The following is a 19,359-nucleotide window of genomic DNA, read 5'->3' on the forward strand; positions in this document are numbered from 1 at the left end:
GGAACACAGGAAGAAGGCCATGTCGGCGAAGCTCCTGTTCAACCGGAGAAACCAACCTATACAGGTGTAGTAGAATCCAAGGGAACACAGGAAGAAGGCCATGTCGGCGAAGCCCCTATTCAACCGGAGAACCCAACCTATACAGGTATGGTGGAAGCCAAAGGGACACAGGAAGAAGGCCATGTTGGCGAAGCCCCCGTTCAACCGGAGAATCCAACCTATCAAGTTACGGAAGGGACGGTAACCGAGACAGAAACGGTAATCCTTCCATATGAAACAGAGTATGTAACGGACGCCAATCGTTACACCGATGAAGAAAGCCTCCTTCAAAAAGGAGAGGCTGGTAGCCAGGAGATTCGTCGTGTTTATAAGACGGTCAATGGTGAGAAGATTGGAGAGCCTCTCAGTACGACCACTGAAACGGTCAAAGCTCCTGTGACAGAAAAAATTAGTCGTGGGACTAAGGCGATTGAAGGCCAAAAAGAGGAAGTTGCTTTTGAAGAAATTCCATTTAAGACGGTAACCGAACAAGATGCCACCTTGCTAAAAGGAACTGAAAGGGTTTCTCAAGCCGGTAAAAATGGGAAGAAGAAAATCACCAAGGTCTACAAGACCATTAAAGGTGTCAAAACAACGGATGCTCCTACAATTTCCGAAGAAGTGGTAGAACAAGCGCAAGATCAGATCATTCAACAAGGGACAAAGGAATTAGACAAGCCAACCTTGACCTTGACCAATCTTGATCAGGAAGTGTTGAAGCGCAGTGCTAAAGCTACCTATCGTTTGGACAAACCAGACGGTGTGACCATCAAGTCCATCCAGGCTGTATTGAAGAAGGGTGATCAAGTGGTGAAAACCCTGACCCTTTCAGAGACAGACTTGGCAGCTGCTTTAGCGGACTTGGACTACTACAAGGATTATACGCTCGCAACGACCATGGTGTATGACCGTGGAAATGGGGATGAAGAAGAAGTTCTCAAGGAAGAACCACTGAGAATTGATCTTAAAAAAGTTGAAATCAAAAACATCAAGGAAACCAGTCTGATTAGCGTGGATGACCAAGGTCTTGAGACCGATAGCAGCCTCTTGTCTGAAACACCGTCTGATGTGAAGCCATACTACTTAAAAGTTACCACCCATGATAATAAGGTCACGAAACTAGCCGTTGATAAAATCGAAGAAGTGACGGTAGATGGCGCGACCCTCTACAAAGTAACAGCCAAAGCTCCAGATTTGGTCCAACGGACTGGGGACAACCAGTTCAATGAGAACTATGTCCACTATATTGCGAAACCAAAAGCTCATGAAGGTGATGTCTACTACAATTTCAACGAACTTGTAAAAGCCATGCAAGCCAATCCGACTGGAACCTTTAAACTGGGTAGCAATATGAATGCGGCTAATGTCCAGCCAGCAGGGAAATCCTATGTGACCAATGCTTTCAAGGGAATTTTGGAAAGTACGGATGGGAATACATTTGCCATCCATAACATTACAAGACCATTGTTTGGGAACATCGAAGGTGGCTCGGTTAAGAATCTCTTGCTTGAAAATGTCAATATCGACCTACCTGGGACAGATCGAGTAGCCCCAATCGCAGGTGTTATCAAAAATAATGCAACTGTTGAAAATGTTAAAGTAACAGGAAGTGTTGTCGGGAACAATGATGTAGCAGGAATTGTCAATAAAATTGATGGTAGTGGGAAGGTCAGCAACGTTGCCTTTATCGGTAAACTGCACGCTGCTGGGAACAAAGGTGGCTATCTAGCGGGTGTTGTTGGTGAGAACTGGAAAGGTGTCGTTGAAAAAGCTTACGTTGATGCTGAAATCACTGGTAATAAAGCCAAAGCTGCAGGTCTCGTTTATTCCTCTCAAAATGGTGGAAATAACCACACAGTCGGTAAAGAAGGGGTTCTCAGAAACTCCGTTGCTAAAGGTTCGATTGAACTAAAAGAAGCTGTTCAGTCTGGTGGATTACTAGGGACCAACTGGGCCTTGGGGACTATTGAAGACAACATCACCATGATGAAAGTCAAAACTGGTGAGATGGTTTTTGGTCACTCAGATATTGACGCAGATGATTACTTCACCTATTCAAGAACCAAGCGCAATTACAGTGTGGAAGGCGTGAGTGAAGGGAAGAAAACCTTTAACAACTCCCGTAAAATCCCAAGCATCTCGCTGGCAGAAGCTGAGCAGAAAATCGAAGCAATGGGAATCACTGCTGATAAATTCACCAGCAGTAAACCGATTGAAGACACGCTCAATCACCTTGTTAGCAAAGACGATCAATACAAGGCCATCACTGCTTACGATGCGAATCGTGAGCTAGCTTACCGTAATATTGCTAAATTGCAACCTTTCTACAACAAAGAATGGATTGTCGACCAAGGAAATAAACTGGCTGCAACGAGTCCTCTCTTGACCAAGGAAGTCTTGTCTGTGACCGCTATGAAGGGCAATGATTTTGTTACTGAACTAGCTAATGCTGATCACATCCTGATCCACTACGCAGATAAGACAAAAGATATCTTTAGCATGACGTCGAAAGACTCTAAAGTTAAACAAGTCAAAGAGTACAGTGTGGCGGAGCTCGGTGAAGTGGTCTATACGCCAAATATGGTGGACAAAGACCGGAGCGATCTCATTGGTGCGATCGTTGAAAAATTAAGCCCTGTCGAATTACAATCAGATCCAATCTACACCCATCTTGGTCGAACAGGTCCTAACAAGGTCAATGCTATTAAGAACCTTTACCTTGAAGAAAGCTTCCAAGCAGTCAAGGATAATCTGACTCACTTTGTCAAACAACTAGTTGAAAACCAAGATCATCAATTAAATACAGATGAGGCTGCCAAACGGGCCCTTATCAAGAAAGTTGATGACAACAAGGCCGCTGTTCTTCTTGGTTTGTCATACCTCAATCGCTATTATGGAGTGAAGTTCGATGATGTCAATCTCAAACAGCTCATGTTGTTCAAGCCAGATTTCTATGGGAAGAATGTTGATGTCTTAGACCGCTTGATTGAAATTGGTTCAAAAGAAGACTACATCAAAGGGACTCGTACCCACGATGCCTTCCGAGAAGTCGTGGCTAAATCGACTCTTTCTGGGAACCTAAATGACTTCTTGAAGTACAATATGGAGCTCTTCACAAAAGAGACAGACTTGAATGATTGGTTCATTAAAGCAACCAAAGACAATGTCTATATTGTGGAGCCTGAGACGACCAATCCAGCTTTCGCATCTGCTAAGCATAGAGCCTATGAGGGCTTAAACAATGATGTTCACGGTAAAATGATCTTGCCACTCTTGAACTTAAAAGATGCCCATATGTTCTTGATTTCAACATACAATACCATGGCTTATAGTTCCTTCGAGAAATATGGTAAGAACACGGAAGCAGAGCGGAATGCCTTCAAAGCGGAAATTGACAAGGTGGCGAAAGGGCAACAAAATTATCTCGATTTCTGGTCACGTCTAGCAACGGATAAGGTTCGCAATCAACTCTTGAAGAGCAATAATATGGTGCCGACCCCTGTCCTTGATAACCAAAACTACAAGGGCATTAGTACAGACCGTTACGGCCATACCAACAGTGGCAAAGATGTCGCTCCAATCCGTGAATTGTATGGTCCAACCGATCGTTACCATGCGACAGATTGGCGCATGGGAGCTGTGGCGCGAATTTACGGAAACCCATATAAAGACGACTCTGTTTTCTTCATGGTGACCGATATGATCAGTGACTTTGGGGTCTCTGCCTTTACCCACGAAACAACGCACGTCAATGACCGCATGGTATACTTAGGTGGTTGGAGACACCGAGAAGGAACCGATATCGAAGCCTTTGCCCAAGGCATGTTACAAACGCCATCCGTATCCAATCCAAATGGGGAATACAAGGCCTTAGGTATCAACATGGCCTATGAACGTCCAAATGATGGGAACCAATGGTACAATACCAATCCAAATGATTTGAAGTCACGTGACGAAATTGATCGGTATATGAAAGGCTATAACGACACCCTCATGCTTCTGGATTACCTAGAAGGAGAAGCTGTCCTCAACAAAGGCAGTCAAGACTTGAACAATGCATGGTTCAAGAAGGTTGATAAACAATACCGAGGGGCTAACACCAAGAATCAATTTGATAAGGTACGTCCTTTGAGCGATGAGGAAAAAGCGATCACCTTACATTCAGTAGATGATCTCATCACCAACAACTTCATGACCAATCGTAGTCCTGGAAATGGAGTCTATAATCCATCTGACTTTGGCTCCGCCTATGTGACGGTACCGATGATGACAGGGATCTATGGTGGAAACACCAGTGAAGGGGCTCCTGGAGCCATGTCCTTCAAACACAATACCTTCAGACTCTGGGGTTACTATGGCTATGAAAAAGGCTTCTTAGGCTATGCTTCAAACAAGTATAAACAAGAATCCAAACAAGCAGGTCATGCGACTCTAGGGGATGATTACATCATTCAAAAGATTTCTGATGGGAAATTCAGTACTCTTGAAGACTGGAAGAAAGCCTACTTCAATGAAGTGGTAACCAGTGCCAAAAATGGACTTCAGGCTATTGAAGTGGATGGGACTACTTATAGCTCTTATGAGGACTTAAAACAAGCCTTTGCAACTGCGGTTGAAAAAGATCAGGCCAGTTTGAAGAACGGTTCTGTCAAATTTGACAATACCCTTGCCTTGAAAGAAAAAATCTTTAAGAAATTACTGCAACAAACAGACAGTTTCAAAACGTTTATCTTTAAATAATCGAATTCTCTCATCTGCTGAGCAGGTGAGAGTTTTTTAGAAGAAAAAATGAATAGAGGTGGACAAAGCGTCTAAAAATTAAAAGAAATCAATCGTAGATAGGAAAAATTATCATATTAAAAAAATAACGTAATTTCACTAAAACGCTTACTTTTATAGGAAATATTTGACTATTATATCTTTTAGGAGTAAACTAAGGAGGTAAAATTTATAAAAGGAGAATTCATCATGAATTTAACATTTTTAGGTCTTTGTTTAGCCTGTTTTGGTGTATCACTGGCAGAAGGTTTGATGATGAGTAGCTTATTGAAATCTGCGTCTCGTCAACCAGAAATTATCGGTCAATTGCGTAGCCTCTTGATTCTTGGTGTTGCCTTTGTCGAAGGTACTTTCTTCGTAACCTTGGTTATGGCCTTTATTATCAAATAGACGCTTCTATTTTAGAAAAGGAGGTGTCAAACCTTGGAAGAAAGTATCAATCCAACGATTACTCTTGGACCTGTATCTTTTAATTTGACCCTACTTGCTATGACCCTGATTTCTGTTTTCGCCGTTTTTGGCTTCATTTATTGGGCCAGTCGAAAAATGTCGATCCGACCAAAAGGCAAACAAAATGTGCTGGAATACGCATATGACTTTGTCGTAGGCTTTACAAAAGGAAATATTGGGGAACATTACATAAAGGACTATTCCTTGTTCTTGTTTGTTCTTTTCCTCTTTCTTTTAGTAGCCAATAACATTGGATTGATGGCTAAAATCGAAACGACCAATGGTTACAATTTGTGGACATCACCAACCGCTAACCTGGGTTATGACTTTGCCTTTTCATTTTTGATCACCTTAATCGCCCATGTAGAAGGAATTCGCAGACGTGGTGTGAAGGAATATTTAAAGGCTTTTGTGACACCCGGATTTATGACCCCCATGAATATTTTGGAAGAATTAACGAACTTTGCCTCCTTGGCACTTCGGATCTTCGGAAATATCTTTGCGGGTGAGGTACTAGCAAGCTTGCTTGTGACTTTGTCGCATCAAGCTGTTTATTGGTATCCATTTGCCTTTATTGGAAGCATGGCGTGGACAGCGTTTTCGATTTTCATTTCATGTATCCAAGCCTATGTGTTTACCATGTTGTCATCAATTTATATTGGTAAGAAAATTAATGGTGAAGAGTAAGTAGAGGAGGAGTAGAAGAATGCATGTATCAATGAGTGAAATTATTGGTAACTTTATTCTCATTGCTGGTTCCTTCCTATTATTAATCTTTTTAATAAAGAAATTTGCATGGAACAATATCAATGGAATTTTAGAAGCGCGTGCCAAAAAGATTACAGATGATATTGATGGAGCAGAATCAGCTCGTCAAAAAGCTGAGGAACTAGCAAGTAAACGTGAAGAAGAGTTGGCAGGTAGCCGCAAAGAAGCTGCGTCTATCGTCGAAAATGCAAAGGAAACTGCAGAAAAGAATAAATCTCAGATCCTTTCAGAAGCCACTCAAGAAGCAGTACGTTTGAAAGAAAAAGCGCAACAAGAAATTGCGCATAACAAAGAAGAAGCATTGAACAGTATCAAAGGCGATGTGGCAGATCTCACTGTCAATCTTGCCAGCAAATTGTTGAGTCAACAGCTGGATGCTGAAGGTCAACGCCAACTGATCGATCGCTATCTTGATGAATTAGGAGAAGCCTAATGGACAAAAAGCAACTGATGGTGATTGAGAAATATACCCAGCCTTTTGTTCAATTGGTCTTTGAAAAAGGAGAACAAGATCTTGTCTTTGAAAAATTGACCCAAATCAAGGGCATTTTTGAGGAGACTGGACTTGCTAACTTCTTAGCTCATATCGGTGTAGAGGATGAAGAGAAAGCAAAAAGTCTAAGACTTTTTCAACCCTCTGATTCACAATTACTCGACCATTTGATTGAAGTGGTTATTCTCAATCATCGTGAAGCCTTATTTTATGACATTGTAACGATTTGTTTGGATCAGATTCAACTGTTGAGCAACGCGTTTGTCGTCACTGTTACGACAGTTGCTGGTTTGGATCCTGTTCAAGAGCAAAAGCTAGTACCCATTATCGAAAGAAAATTTGGGATTCAAGTTCGCTCGATCCAACAAAAGATCGATCCAGATTTAATTGGTGGCTTTGTCGTGACAGCCAATCATAAAACGTTGGATACCAGTCTCAAACACCAATTGCAAGTTATAAAATCTAAATTGAAATAGAAAGTGGTGTGAATTTTGGCGATTAACGCACAAGAAATCAGCGCTTTAATTAAGCAACAAATTGAAAATTTCAAGCCAAACTTTGACGTCACTGAGACAGGTGTTGTAACCTACATTGGTGACGGGATTGCCCGCGCTCATGGGCTTGAAAATGCCATGAGTGGTGAGTTGTTAATCTTTGAAAATGGCTCATACGGGATGGCCCAAAACTTAGAAACAACGGATGTCGGGATCATCATCTTGGGTGATTTCACGGATATTCGTGAAGGAGACTCTGTCCGTCGTACAGGTAAAATCATGGAAGTCCCTGCAGGGGATGCCTTGATTGGTCGTGTTGTTAACCCACTTGGCCAACCAGTAGATGGTTTGGGTGAGATTGTGACAGATAAATTCCGTCCAGTTGAAACACCAGCTCCTGGTGTTATGCAACGGAAATCTGTCTCAGAACCCCTACAAACTGGTTTGAAAGCCATTGATGCCCTTGTTCCAATTGGACGCGGTCAACGGGAATTGATCATCGGGGACCGTCAAACAGGGAAAACTTCGATTGCCATCGATACCATTTTGAACCAAAAGGGTCAAGACATGATCTGTATCTATGTGGCGATTGGTCAAAAAGAATCAACAGTTCGTACGCAAGTAGAAACTCTCCGTAAATACGGAGCTATGGATTATACGATTGTGGTAACCGCTTCGGCTTCTCAACCGTCTCCATTGCTTTATTTGGCACCTTATGCTGGGGTTGCCATGGCAGAAGAGTTCATGTATAACGGTAAACATGTTTTGATCGTCTATGATGATTTGTCAAAACAAGCCGTAGCTTACCGTGAATTGTCCCTTCTTCTTCGTCGTCCACCAGGACGTGAAGCCTTCCCAGGGGATGTCTTCTATCTCCACAGCCGTTTGTTGGAACGTTCTGCGAAAGTTTCGGATGAATTGGGTGGGGGTTCTATTACAGCTCTTCCAATCATTGAAACCCAAGCAGGGGACATCTCCGCTTATATCGCAACCAATGTGATTTCGATCACAGACGGACAAATCTTCTTGCAAGATAGTTTGTTTAATGCCGGTATTCGTCCAGCCATTGATGCCGGATCTTCTGTTTCCCGGGTTGGTGGATCTGCTCAAATCAAGGCTATGAAGAAGGTTGCTGGTACCCTTCGTATCGACCTCGCTTCCTACCGTGAGTTGGAAGCCTTCACGAAATTTGGTAGTGATTTGGATGCGGCCACTCAAGCGAAATTGAACCGTGGTCGTCGGACAGTGGAAGTCTTGAAACAACCTGTTCATGAACCATTGACAGTTGAAAAACAAGTCGTGATCTTGTATGCCTTGACTCATGGTTTCTTAGATAGTGTTCCAGTAGACGACATTCTTCGTTTCCAAGAAGAGTTGTTTGATTACTTTGAAGCACATTATCATCAAATCTTTGAGACGATTCGTTCGACACATGATCTTCCAGCAGAAGAAGAACTGGATGCAGCCCTTACTGAATTTGTCAACCAGTCAAATTTCAAATAGAAATAGGAGTGGAAGATGGCAGTTTCATTAAATGATATTAAAAATAAAATTGCATCCACAAAAAACACCAGTCAAATCACCAATGCCATGCAGATGGTGTCCGCTGCCAAACTTGGTAAATCTGAGCAGGCAGCCAAGGATTTTCAGGTTTATGCTGCTAAGGTTCGTAAGCTCTTAACAGACTTGCTCCATGGACATGAAACAGAAAATACCAAGTCCCATCCGATGTTGGTGAGTCGCCCGGTAAAAAAGACAGCTTATATCGTGATTACATCCGATCGTGGTTTGGTTGGAGGTTACAATGCCTCCATCCTTAAAACCATGATGGAAATGAAGGCAGAATACCATCCAACTGGAGATGACTTTGAAGTGATCTGTATTGGAAGCGTCGGTGCGGATTTCTTCCGTGCCCGTGGGATTCAGCCGGTTTATGAATTGCGTGGTTTGCCTGATCATCCTAGCTTTAAGGAAGTTCGCAAGATCATTTCGAAAACAGTCCAAATGTATCAGGAAGGCTTGTTTGATGAGTTGTACGTCTGTTACAACCACCACGTCAACAGTTTGACGAGTCAAATGCGGGTGGAACAAATGCTTCCAATTATTGATTTGGACCCAAATGAAGCGGATGAGGACTATGTATTGAATCTAGAATTGGAATCTAGTCGAGATGCCATTTTGGATCAATTGCTTCCTCAATTTGCTGAAAGCATGATCTATGGTGCCATTATTGATGCTAAAACAGCTGAAAATGCTGCTGGGATGATGGCCATGCAAACTGCAACAGACAATGCCAAGAAAGTCATTGATGAATTAACGATTCAATACAACCGTGCTCGTCAAGCAGCGATTACACAAGAAATTACTGAAATCGTTGCTGGTGCTAGCGCCCTTGAATAGTTGTCGGATACAATTTTATATACAAAAACAGATGCTCGAAAGAGAACTTTTGAGCAGTAGAAATTACTTAGAATAGGAGAATGACATGAGTTTAGGCAAAATTTCTCAGGTCGTAGGTCCCGTCGTAGACGTTGCCTTTTCCGTTGGAGATAAACTTCCTGAGATCAATAATGCGCTTGTAGTCTATAAAAATGACCAACAAAAATCAAAAGTCGTTCTTGAAGTAGCTTTGGAACTTGGTGATGGGGTCGTACGGACCATTGCCATGGAATCAACTGATGGTTTAACACGTGGAATGGAAGTCTTGGACACTGGTCGTCCAATCTCTGTTCCTGTCGGAAAAGAAACCTTGGGACGTGTCTTCAATGTTCTTGGAGATACCATTGACTTGGATCAACCTTTTCCTGAGGATGCTCCTCGTGACTCCATCCACAAAAAAGCTCCATCCTTTGACGAGCTCTCTACTTCAGAAGAAATTCTTGAAACAGGGATCAAGGTTATTGACCTCTTAGCCCCTTATTTGAAAGGTGGGAAGGTCGGACTCTTCGGTGGTGCCGGAGTTGGGAAGACCGTCTTGATTCAAGAATTAATCCATAATATTGCCCAAGAACACGGTGGTATTTCTGTATTTACCGGTGTTGGGGAACGGACACGTGAAGGGAATGACCTTTACTGGGAAATGAAAGAATCTGGCGTTATTGAAAAAACAGCCATGGTCTTTGGACAAATGAATGAGCCACCTGGAGCACGGATGCGTGTTGCCTTGACTGGTTTAACCATTGCGGAATACTTCCGTGATGTCGAAGGTCAGGACGTTCTCTTGTTTATCGACAATATCTTCCGTTTCACCCAAGCCGGATCTGAAGTATCAGCCCTTTTGGGACGGATGCCATCAGCCGTTGGTTACCAACCTACTTTGGCAACTGAAATGGGGCAATTGCAAGAACGGATTACGTCAACCAAGAAAGGTTCTGTTACATCCATCCAAGCCATCTATGTGCCAGCCGATGACTACACAGACCCAGCGCCAGCAACCGCTTTTGCTCACTTAGATTCAACCACCAACTTGGAACGTAAATTGGTACAATTGGGGATTTACCCTGCGGTGGACCCATTGGCATCAAGCTCACGTGCCCTTTCTCCAGAAATCGTAGGAGAAGAACACTATGCAGTAGCTTCTGAGGTCAAACGCGTCCTTCAACGTTACCATGAATTGCAAGATATCATTGCTATCTTGGGGATGGATGAATTGTCTGACGAAGAAAAGACCTTGGTTGCTCGTGCTCGCCGGATCCAATTCTTCTTGTCACAAAACTTCAACGTTGCGGAACAATTTACAGGTCAACCTGGTTCTTATGTACCAGTTGGAGAAACTGTTCGTGGCTTTAAAGAAATTTTGGATGGGAAATATGACCATCTTCCTGAAGATGCCTTCCGTGGTGTTGGATCGATCGAAGATGTGATCGCCAAAGCTGAAAAAATGGGATTCTAAGAAGAGGTGAAAGATGAGTCAAATGAACGTCCAAATCGTTACACCGGATGGACTGGTTTATGATCATCATGCCGCATTTGTATCTGTCAAGACAATTGATGGTGAATTAGGGATTTTACCTCATCATATCAATACCATTGCGGTTTTGGCTGTAGACCAAGTAAAGGTTCGTCGTGTCGACGATGACAAACATATTGATTGGATTGCAGTCAATGGTGGGATTATCGAAGTAGCTGATAATGTCATTACCATTGTTGCCGATTCTGCCGAACGTGCTCGAGATATTGACATTAGTCGTGCAGAACGTGCCAAACTGCGAGCTGAAAAAGCGATTGAAGAAGCCAAAGATCAGCATTCGGTTGATATGGAACGTCGTGCTAAAATTGCTCTTCAACGCGCCATTAACCGGATTAATGTCGGAAATCGTTTATAAGATATTCAAAATAAGGTGGAGGTATGTCCTCACCTTATTTTTGTTGGGAGAGAATCAAAAGAAGAAAGTACGGACCAAATATGGTATAATAGCTGTATGATTCAAATGATTTTTAATCTTTCAAGCCATCTATTGTTTATCTTTTTTGCCTATTACCTATTGATGAACCTGGTTCAATGGGAAAAGTTTTTAAAAGTAAGTGCTGAAAATGCGGTTAAAATCCGTTTTTTGATCTTGATGATCAGCGTCGGAATCGGCTATCTAGCCAGCTCATTTTTTATCAGTGTCTATGAGATGAGTCGACAGATTTTTATTGGCCAATTCTAGCCACATTTTATAAAAAATATGGTATGATAGAAAGCGTGACTTTAAGAAATTGGAGAACAATCCCGTATGGAAAAAATAATCGTTAATGGTGGTCATAATCGACTGGTTGGAACCGTCAAAATCGAAGGAGCAAAAAATGCTGTCCTTCCTCTTCTTGCTGCAACAGTTCTAGCAAGCGAGGGTGTGACAACCTTGAAAAATGTACCTGTTTTATCAGATGTCTTTACAATGAACAATGTTGTTCGTGGGTTGAATGCACAAGTAACCTTCAATGAAGAAGACAATACGGTTGTCGTAGATGCGCAAGCAAAATTATCAGAGGAAGCACCTTATAAGTATGTGAGCAAAATGCGTGCTTCTATCGTTGTCCTAGGTCCTGTCTTGGCACGCAATGGCCATGCCAAAGTTTCCATGCCTGGAGGCTGTACGATCGGTAGTCGTCCGATTGACCTCCATCTCAAAGGTCTGGAAGCTATGGGAGCTGAAATTACCCAAACAGCCGGCTATATTGAAGCAAAAGCAGATCGTCTCAAGGGAGCACACATCTATATGGACTTCCCATCAGTAGGTGCGACACAAAATATTATGATGGCCGCAACCTTGGCAGATGGAGTCACTGTGATTGAAAATGCAGCTCGAGAACCTGAAATTGTTGACCTAGCTCTCTTGCTAAATAAAATGGGGGCTAATGTTAAGGGAGCAGGAACTGAGACCTTGACCATCGTCGGAGTGGAGAGCTTGCATGGTGCAAACCACAATGTTGTGCAAGACCGCATCGAAGCTGGAACCTTTATGATTGGGGCAGCCATGACTGGTGGAGATGTCTTGATCGAAGATGCCATTTGGGAACACAACCGTCCGCTTCTATCTAAGATGCAGGAGATGGGGGTAACGGTAACCGAAGAAGAAAATGGAATTCGGATTCAATCGGATATCAGTAAGCTCCGTCCAGTGACGGTTAAAACCCTTCCCTATCCAGGATTCCCAACCGATATGCAGGCTCAATTCACAGCCTTGATGGCCATGGCTAAAGGTGAGTCTACCATGATTGAAACGGTTTTTGAGAATCGCTTCCAGCATTTGGAAGAAATGCGTCGGATGGGCGTTCACTCAGACATTATGCGGGATACAGCTCGTATCGTTGGAGGAGAAAGCTTCCAAGGTGCAGAGGTCATGTCGACTGATTTAAGAGCGAGTGCAACCTTGGTCTTGATGGGCTTGGTAGCAGAAGGAGAAACGAAAGTCAGCAAATTAAGTCACTTAGATCGTGGTTATTATCAATTCCATGAGAAATTGGTGGCACTAGGTGCAGACGTGAAACGTGTAGAGGAAGAAGACGATGAAAACTAATCTTCGCTATGTTGGAAAACAGCTAGGAATTGTCCTCCTGTTGGCTGTGATTGGAATCATCATTTTTGCAGTTGGTTTGGTCATTGGCTATGGAGTGATTGGAGATGGAAAAAATCCATGGTCCATTCTCTCTCCGGACACTTGGTCAGAGATCATTGGAAAGCTAACAGGCAAATAAGCTTTTAACTAAAATTGAGTAAAAAGGAGAGCAGCGAATCGAGTCAATGACCCATCTAGCGCTGCTCTTTTTTGGAGAGATGTATGGCAAAACAAACAGTAAGCAAACGAACCAAACAAACATTAGCAGGTTTTGTGGTGGCAACGGCCCTAGCTATTGGGGGCTATTATTTTAATCAACCGACGGTAAAAGAAGCGACAGATCAGGTTGTTTCGGTGGTGACTAGTAGCCAACAAGAAACACCTAGTAAAGAGTTAGCTAGCTCTGTACTAACGAAATCTGCCCGTTCACAATTGGGAAATGACTTGGAATGGAATGGTGCTGGAGCCTTTGTAGTTAAGGGAAATCGCACAGATCTGGATGCCAGCGTGGCTAGTCAACCCTATGCGGATAACAAGACAAAAGAAGTGAATGGAAAGACAGTACCGACGGTTGCGAACGCCATTATGACCAAGGCAACTCGCCAGTACAGAGATCGTGATGCAACAGGTAGTGGCCTAACCGATTGGAAACCAGCAGGTTGGCATCAGGTCCACAATCTGTCCGGTGAGTATGACCATGCTGTGGATCGGGGCCATCTATTGGGCTACGCCTTGATCGGCAATCTCAAAGGTTTTGATGCTTCGACTAGCAATCCCAAAAATATCGCTGTGCAAACGGCTTGGTCCAATCAAGCCAATGATCCTCATTCCACCGGTCAAAACTACTATGAGACCCTGGTCCGAAAAGCACTGGATAAGAACAAGCGGATCCGCTATCGGGTGACCTTGATCTACAATCAGCCGAAAGATTTGATTCCATTAGGTTCTCATATCGAAGCCAAATCGAGTGACGGGACGCTTGAATTCAATGTTTTTGTTCCTAATGTTCAAAGTGGGATTAGCCTGGATTACCAGACAGGCAAGGTAACCGTCCATCAATAAGCTGAAAAGCATGGCTATTTAAGTTATTTTTAAGAATGGAGTGTTACAATGGCATACCTTCTTTAAGAGAAAGGAGAATGTATGAGAACCATCTTTCGATTTTTCAGAGGAATCCTTCGTATGGCTTGGAGTCTCTTTTGGGGATTTTTCTGGACTATTGCCATCAGTTTTCTCGTCCTAGTGGGGATCATCTATTTCACAGATTCTCCTAGTTCTGGTATGGATGGATTTGGACGAGCTGCCCAAAAAGTTGTCTATCAAGTCGGCAATTTATTTGGAGATCAGGGTTTTGCATCGCGCTTTGGAATGACACCTAGCTCACAGACCACGCAGACAGACAATCATGAGCATAGTGGGGCTCGCTGGGAAAAAGCGGAAGCAACAGTCTACCTGGATCCCAATATCAGTCAAACTTTTGTAAAAGCTTATCGGGATGCTATTGAGGCTTGGAACCAAACAGGCGCCTTTACCTTCAAGCTGGTTACAAATGAAAAAGAGGCTAATGTGGTCTTGACGGAAATGGATAACGCATCGGTTTCTGCTGCTGGAGAGACTGCCTCTCAGACCAACCTCTTAACCAACCGCTTCACCCACATCACAGTGCGTCTCAATCGCCATTATCTTTTAAATTATGTCTATAACTATAGTTATGATCGAATTGTCAATACAGCTGAGCATGAGCTAGGACATGCGATAGGGCTGGACCACACTGATGGAGAATCGGTCATGCAACCGGCTGGTTCCTTCTACAGTATTCAGGATACAGATGTGGAAGCAGTTCGACAATTGTATAAGGAAGAATAAGTTTTAAAATACTTTCTAAAAGTTCTGAGCCTCAAGGGGCTCAGGATTTTTTTGATGGCTCGTCTTTTCTTGTTTAATCCGTAAAAAGATAGTAAAATAGGGACATGATTATTTTACAAGCCAACAAAATTGAACGCTCTTTTGCAGGGGAGGTTCTTTTTGATAATATCAGCCTGCAGGTGGATGAAAGGGACCGGATTGCCCTGGTCGGAAAGAACGGAGCCGGCAAGTCTACCCTCTTAAAAATCTTGGTGGGAGAAGAAGAACCAACTTCAGGAGAAATCAATAAAAAGCGGGATCTTTCTCTCTCTTATTTAGCCCAGGATAGTCGCTTTGAGTCGTCCAATACTATCTACGATGAGATGCTCCACGTCTTTGACGATCTCCGTAAAACGGAGAAAACTTTGCGCCAGATGGAACTTGAGATGGGGGAAAAAACTGGGGCTGACTTAGAAAAACTCATGCAGGACTATGACCGTCTCTCGGAAGAATTCCGTCAGGCTGGTGGCTTCACCTATGAAGCAGATATCCGCGCCATTCTCAACGGCTTTAAGTTCGATGAGTCCATGTGGCAGATGAAGATTGAAGAGCTGTCTGGTGGGCAAAATACCCGTCTAGCTCTGGCCAAGATGCTCTTAGAAAAACCAAATCTCCTGGTACTGGACGAGCCGACCAACCACTTGGATATTGAGACCATCGCCTGGTTGGAAAACTATCTGGTCAATTATAGTGGTGCCCTTCTCATTGTCAGCCACGACCGGTATTTCCTAGATAAGGTCGCAACCATTACACTGGACTTGACCAAGCATTCTTTAGATCGCTATGTCGGTAATTACTCCAGTTTTGTTGAGCAAAAAGAGCAAAAATTGCTGACCGAAGCCAAGAACTACGAGAAGCAACAAAAAGAAATCGCGGCGCTGGAAGACTTTGTTAATCGCAATTTGGTGCGGGCTTCGACTACCAAGCGGGCTCAGTCTCGGCGCAAGCAGTTGGAAAAAATGGAGCGCCTAGACAAGCCAGAAGCTGGGATCAAGTCTGCCCATATGACCTTCCATTCTGATAAGACATCGGGCAATGTCGTCTTGACTGTAGAAGAGGCAGCCGTCGGCTATGACGATCAAATCCTCTCAGAGCCTATTAATTTGGATATCCGCAAGATGAATGCAGTCGCCATTGTGGGACCAAATGGGATCGGGAAATCTACTCTTATCAAGTCCATCGTCGGGCAGATTCCTTTTATCAAGGGGGAAGCTCGTTTTGGGGCCAATGTCGAGGTGGGTTACTATGATCAGACCCAAAGTAAACTAACGCCTCACAACAGTGTCTTGGATGAGCTATGGAATGATTTTAAACTGACGCCAGAAGTAGAAATCCGCAATCGCCTAGGAGCCTTTCTTTTCTCTGGGGATGATGTCAAGAAAATCGTCGGCATGCTGTCAGGTGGAGAGCGGGCGCGCTTGCTTCTAGCCAAGCTGTCCATGGAGAATAACAACTTCTTGATTCTCGATGAGCCGACCAACCACTTGGATATCGATAGCAAGGAAGTGCTGGAAAATGCCTTGATTGATTTTGATGGCACCCTGCTCTTTGTCAGTCACGACCGTTACTTTATCAATCGGGTGGCTACACAAGTCTTGGAACTGTCGGAAGAAGGCTCAACTCTTTATCTAGGAGACTATGATTATTATCTGGAGAAAAAAGCGGAGTTAGAGGCCCTTGCTGCAGCACAAGCAGAAGCTGTGCCTGTTTCTTCGACCGAAGAAGTCACCAGCAATGACTATCACCTGCAAAAGCAAAACCAGAAGGAACTCCGGAAAATCACTCGTCGCATTGAGCAATTGGAAGCAGAGATGGAAGAGCTGGATAAAAAAATCCAAGACATCACCGAAACTATGCATAGCACCAACGATGCAGCTGACTTGATTCAACTCCAAAGCGAGCTGGATCAACTAACTGTCCAGCAGGAAGCGGTCATGGAAGAGTGGGCAGAACTGTCAGAGCAGGTGGAATAGATGGAAGATCTTGGAAAAGTTTTTCGTGAATTTCGAATCAGTAAAAATTATTCGTTAAAAGAAGCTGCAGGAGAAGCTTGCTCGACCTCCCAATTATCCCGTTTTGAATTGGGGGAGTCGGATCTGGCTGCTTCTCGCTTCTTTGACATTTTGGACAATATCCATGTGACAATTGAGAATTTTATGGATAAGGCCAGAAATTTTCAACACCATGAGCATGTCGCCTTAATGGCTCAGATTATTCCACTTTACTATTCAAATGATATTGCAGGTTTTCAAAAGCTTCAAAGAGAACAACTTGAAAAAGCCAAACATTCCACCAATCCCCTCTATTTTGAATTGAACTGGATCCTGCTACAAGGGCTAATTTGCCAGAGAGATGCTAGCTACACGATGCAGCAGCGTGATCTGGACAAGGTGTCAGATTACCTCTTTCAAACGGAAGAGTGGACCATGTATGAATTGATCCTCTTTGGCAATCTCTACAGCTTTTATGATGTGGACTATGTCACACGGCTTGGGAGAGAAGTGATGGAGCGTGAAGATTTCTACAAAGAAATTGGTCGCCATCGCAAACTGGTCTTGATTCTTGCTCTGAATTGCTACCAACATTGTTTAGAACACTGTTCTTTTGAAAACGCCAGCTATTTTGAAGCCTATGTAGAAAAGATTATCGGGAAGAGCATCAAACTCTACGAACGCAATGTTTTTCATTATCTTAAGGGATTTGCTCGGTACCAAAAGGGGCAAACAGAAGAAGGGCGGCAGCAAATGCAGGAAGCCATGCATATTTTTGACGTGCTGGGACTGCCAGAGCAAGTGGCCTATTATCAAGAACACTTTGATAAATTTGTAAAAAATGAATGTTCCTAATAGGACAGTGATAAAGGAGATTTTATGAACCGACATGCGGTCCAATTAATTAGTCGTGGAGCTATTAACAAAATTGGAAATATGCTCTATGATTATGGGAATAGTGTCTGGCTGGCCTCGATGGGGACTATAGGAAAGACGGTATTAGGGATCTATCAGATTTCTGAGTTAGTGACAGGGATTCTCGTGAATCCTTTTGGAGGAGTGATTTCAGACCGTTTTTCTCGTCGCAAGATTTTGATGACGACCGACTTGGTTTGTGGTCTCCTTTGTTTGGGAATTTCTTTTATCACAAATGATAGCTTGATGATTGCGGCTCTTATTTTTGCCAATATTGTTCAGGCCATTGCCTTTGGTTTTTCTCGACCTGCCAATAAAGCCATTATTACCGAGGTAGTAGAGAAAGAAGAGATTGTGACCTATAACGCTCACTTGGAGTTAGTCTTACAGGTTGTTAGTGTCTGTTCACCTGTTTTTTCTTTCCTAGTTCTACAATTTGCCAGTCTTCATATGACCCTCTTATTAGATGCACTGACCTTTTTCATTGCTTTTGTCCTAGTGGCTTTCCTTCCGAAAGAAGAAGCTAAGGTGCAAGAGAGGAAACAGTTTACCGGGAAAGATATTTTTTCTGATATCAAGGATGGGTTAGACTATATCTGGCATCAGAAAGAGATTTTCTTTCTCTTGTTGGTGGCTTCCAGCGTCAATTTCTTTTTTGCAGCTTTTGAGTTTTTACTTCCCTTCTCGAATCGTCTATACGGGGTTAAAGGAGCTTATGCGACTATTTTAACGCTGGGAGCTATTGGATCTATTCTAGGAGCACTTGTTGCCAATAAAATTACATCAAGTATGAAAATTCTCCTGTTTTTACTGATCATGGCAGGTGTAGGAGTGTTCATGATGGGCTTGCCTCTTCCGACTTATCTTTCCTTTTCCGGAAATCTGGTCTGTGAATTTTTTGTGACCATTTTCGACATCCACGTTTTTACTCAAGTGCAAACCAAGGTGGAAGATGATTATCTGGGGAGAGTCTTGAGTACGATTTATACTTTGGCTGTTCTCTTTATGCCCATCGCCAAAGGTTTGATGACTTGGTTGCCAAGTGTCCGAGTAGAATCCTTTCTCCTGATTGGAGCTGGAGTTATTCTCTTTTCACTCTTGGCTCAGCTAGTAGCTAAGCAACTTCAATCAAAAGAACAGTAGGGATCCTTTGATAAATTTGTAAAGCATTAATTTTCCCAAATAGGGGACAAAATGAAAACCTCTTTCATGAACTGATACAATAGTTTCAGAAAATGAAGGAGGTTTTTTATGAATCGACATGCTATCCAGTTGATTGCTCGTGGGGCGATCAATAGAATGGGAAATATGCTCTATGACTATGGGAACAGTGTTTGGCTGGCTTCGATGGGGACGGTAGGAAAGACAGTGTTGGGGATTTATCAGATTTCTGAACTCGTCACCTCCATTCTAGTCAATCCATTTGGAGGCGTGATCTCAGACCGTTTTTCCCGTCGCAAGATTTTGATGACGACCGACTTGGT

Annotated in this window: 17 protein-coding genes and 1 pseudogene; all 18 read left to right on the plus strand. The window is 43.1% G+C overall.

Going from position 1 to position 19,359, the window contains the following annotated elements:
* Window positions 1-4,779: ZmpA/ZmpB/ZmpC family metallo-endopeptidase (locus tag HMPREF2918_RS07975; RefSeq protein WP_256263209.1), on the plus strand; the 4,779-nt coding region annotated here is incomplete at its 5' end.
* A 228-nt stretch (window positions 4,780-5,007) separates the two neighbouring features.
* Window positions 5,008-5,208, plus strand: a complete 201-nt coding sequence (locus tag HMPREF2918_RS07980; RefSeq protein WP_003006433.1) for a F0F1 ATP synthase subunit C — start codon at window positions 5,008-5,010, stop codon at window positions 5,206-5,208.
* 33 nt (window positions 5,209-5,241) lie between these two features.
* Window positions 5,242-5,955, plus strand: coding sequence for a F0F1 ATP synthase subunit A (gene atpB, locus HMPREF2918_RS07985; RefSeq protein WP_024055550.1), 714 nt, complete (start codon window positions 5,242-5,244; stop codon window positions 5,953-5,955).
* A gap of 19 nt (window positions 5,956-5,974) precedes the next feature.
* Window positions 5,975-6,469: a F0F1 ATP synthase subunit B gene (atpF, locus tag HMPREF2918_RS07990; RefSeq protein ID WP_004219970.1), complete on the plus strand. Its 495-nt coding sequence runs from the start codon at window positions 5,975-5,977 to the stop codon at window positions 6,467-6,469.
* Window positions 6,469-7,005: a F0F1 ATP synthase subunit delta gene (locus HMPREF2918_RS07995; protein ID WP_013903319.1), complete on the plus strand. Its 537-nt coding sequence runs from the start codon at window positions 6,469-6,471 to the stop codon at window positions 7,003-7,005. Before atpF ends, HMPREF2918_RS07995 begins: the two co-directional genes overlap by 1 nt.
* Window positions 7,006-7,020: 15 nt before the next feature.
* Window positions 7,021-8,526 (plus strand): F0F1 ATP synthase subunit alpha, encoded by a 1,506-nt coding sequence (gene atpA / locus HMPREF2918_RS08000; RefSeq protein WP_009732555.1) that lies wholly within the window; start codon window positions 7,021-7,023, stop codon window positions 8,524-8,526.
* Between the two features lie 15 nt (window positions 8,527-8,541).
* On the plus strand, window positions 8,542-9,423 hold the full coding sequence (locus tag HMPREF2918_RS08005; RefSeq protein ID WP_009732556.1) for a F0F1 ATP synthase subunit gamma: 882 nt from the start codon (window positions 8,542-8,544) through the stop codon (window positions 9,421-9,423).
* A gap of 85 nt (window positions 9,424-9,508) precedes the next feature.
* A complete protein-coding gene (gene atpD, locus HMPREF2918_RS08010) occupies window positions 9,509-10,915 on the plus strand; it encodes a F0F1 ATP synthase subunit beta (protein ID WP_003011794.1) in 1,407 nt (468 codons plus the stop codon).
* Between the two features lie 13 nt (window positions 10,916-10,928).
* Window positions 10,929-11,348, plus strand: coding sequence for a F0F1 ATP synthase subunit epsilon (locus HMPREF2918_RS08015; protein ID WP_003002471.1), 420 nt, complete (start codon window positions 10,929-10,931; stop codon window positions 11,346-11,348).
* Between the two features lie 96 nt (window positions 11,349-11,444).
* Complete coding sequence (locus HMPREF2918_RS08020) at window positions 11,445-11,675, plus strand: DUF1146 family protein (protein WP_003006458.1); 231 nt, start codon at window positions 11,445-11,447, stop codon at window positions 11,673-11,675.
* 66 nt (window positions 11,676-11,741) lie between these two features.
* Complete coding sequence (murA, locus tag HMPREF2918_RS08025) at window positions 11,742-13,025, plus strand: UDP-N-acetylglucosamine 1-carboxyvinyltransferase (RefSeq protein ID WP_049474821.1); 1,284 nt, start codon at window positions 11,742-11,744, stop codon at window positions 13,023-13,025.
* A complete protein-coding gene (locus HMPREF2918_RS08030; RefSeq protein ID WP_003006464.1) occupies window positions 13,015-13,203 on the plus strand; it encodes a DNA-directed RNA polymerase subunit beta in 189 nt (62 codons plus the stop codon). Before murA ends, HMPREF2918_RS08030 begins: the two co-directional genes overlap by 11 nt.
* 83 nt (window positions 13,204-13,286) lie before the next feature.
* Entirely contained in the window at window positions 13,287-14,126 is an 840-nt protein-coding gene (locus HMPREF2918_RS08035; protein ID WP_070595168.1) for a DNA/RNA non-specific endonuclease, read from the plus strand.
* Between the two features lie 81 nt (window positions 14,127-14,207).
* Window positions 14,208-14,930: a M57 family metalloprotease gene (locus HMPREF2918_RS08040; protein WP_009732560.1), complete on the plus strand. Its 723-nt coding sequence runs from the start codon at window positions 14,208-14,210 to the stop codon at window positions 14,928-14,930.
* Between the two features lie 104 nt (window positions 14,931-15,034).
* A complete protein-coding gene (locus HMPREF2918_RS08045; protein WP_049472158.1) occupies window positions 15,035-16,942 on the plus strand; it encodes an ABC-F family ATP-binding cassette domain-containing protein in 1,908 nt (635 codons plus the stop codon).
* Window positions 16,943-17,815 (plus strand): XRE/MutR family transcriptional regulator, encoded by an 873-nt coding sequence (locus HMPREF2918_RS08050; protein ID WP_049472159.1) that lies wholly within the window; start codon window positions 16,943-16,945, stop codon window positions 17,813-17,815.
* Window positions 17,816-17,839: 24 nt separating this feature from the next.
* A complete protein-coding gene (locus HMPREF2918_RS08055) occupies window positions 17,840-19,018 on the plus strand; it encodes an MFS transporter (protein WP_070595170.1) in 1,179 nt (392 codons plus the stop codon).
* 108 nt (window positions 19,019-19,126) lie between these two features.
* Window positions 19,127-19,359, plus strand: a pseudogene (locus tag HMPREF2918_RS11700) (MFS transporter); the annotation flags it as partial.

Source organism: Streptococcus sp. HMSC065C01, from assembly GCF_001813525.1.
Taxonomy (GTDB): Bacteria; Bacillota; Bacilli; order Lactobacillales; family Streptococcaceae; genus Streptococcus; species Streptococcus parasanguinis_V.

Bases quoted from the DNA above. Each gene is read 5' to 3' on its own strand.
- HMPREF2918_RS08020 (WP_003006458.1), top strand. From the start codon at position 11,445: ATGATTCAAATGATTTTTAATCTTTCAAGCCATCTATTGTTTATCTTT.
- HMPREF2918_RS07995 (WP_013903319.1), top strand. From the start codon at position 6,469: ATGGACAAAAAGCAACTGATGGTGATTGAGAAATATACCCAGCCTTTT.
- atpF (WP_004219970.1), top strand. From the start codon at position 5,975: ATGCATGTATCAATGAGTGAAATTATTGGTAACTTTATTCTCATTGCT.
- HMPREF2918_RS08050 (WP_049472159.1), top strand. From the start codon at position 16,943: ATGGAAGATCTTGGAAAAGTTTTTCGTGAATTTCGAATCAGTAAAAAT.
- murA (WP_049474821.1), top strand. From the start codon at position 11,742: ATGGAAAAAATAATCGTTAATGGTGGTCATAATCGACTGGTTGGAACC.
- HMPREF2918_RS08005 (WP_009732556.1), top strand. From the start codon at position 8,542: ATGGCAGTTTCATTAAATGATATTAAAAATAAAATTGCATCCACAAAA.
- HMPREF2918_RS07980 (WP_003006433.1), top strand. From the start codon at position 5,008: ATGAATTTAACATTTTTAGGTCTTTGTTTAGCCTGTTTTGGTGTATCA.
- HMPREF2918_RS08055 (WP_070595170.1), top strand. From the start codon at position 17,840: ATGAACCGACATGCGGTCCAATTAATTAGTCGTGGAGCTATTAACAAA.
- HMPREF2918_RS08030 (WP_003006464.1), top strand. From the start codon at position 13,015: ATGAAAACTAATCTTCGCTATGTTGGAAAACAGCTAGGAATTGTCCTC.
- HMPREF2918_RS08040 (WP_009732560.1), top strand. From the start codon at position 14,208: ATGAGAACCATCTTTCGATTTTTCAGAGGAATCCTTCGTATGGCTTGG.
- HMPREF2918_RS08045 (WP_049472158.1), top strand. From the start codon at position 15,035: ATGATTATTTTACAAGCCAACAAAATTGAACGCTCTTTTGCAGGGGAG.
- HMPREF2918_RS08035 (WP_070595168.1), top strand. From the start codon at position 13,287: ATGGCAAAACAAACAGTAAGCAAACGAACCAAACAAACATTAGCAGGT.
- atpD (WP_003011794.1), top strand. From the start codon at position 9,509: ATGAGTTTAGGCAAAATTTCTCAGGTCGTAGGTCCCGTCGTAGACGTT.
- HMPREF2918_RS08015 (WP_003002471.1), top strand. From the start codon at position 10,929: ATGAGTCAAATGAACGTCCAAATCGTTACACCGGATGGACTGGTTTAT.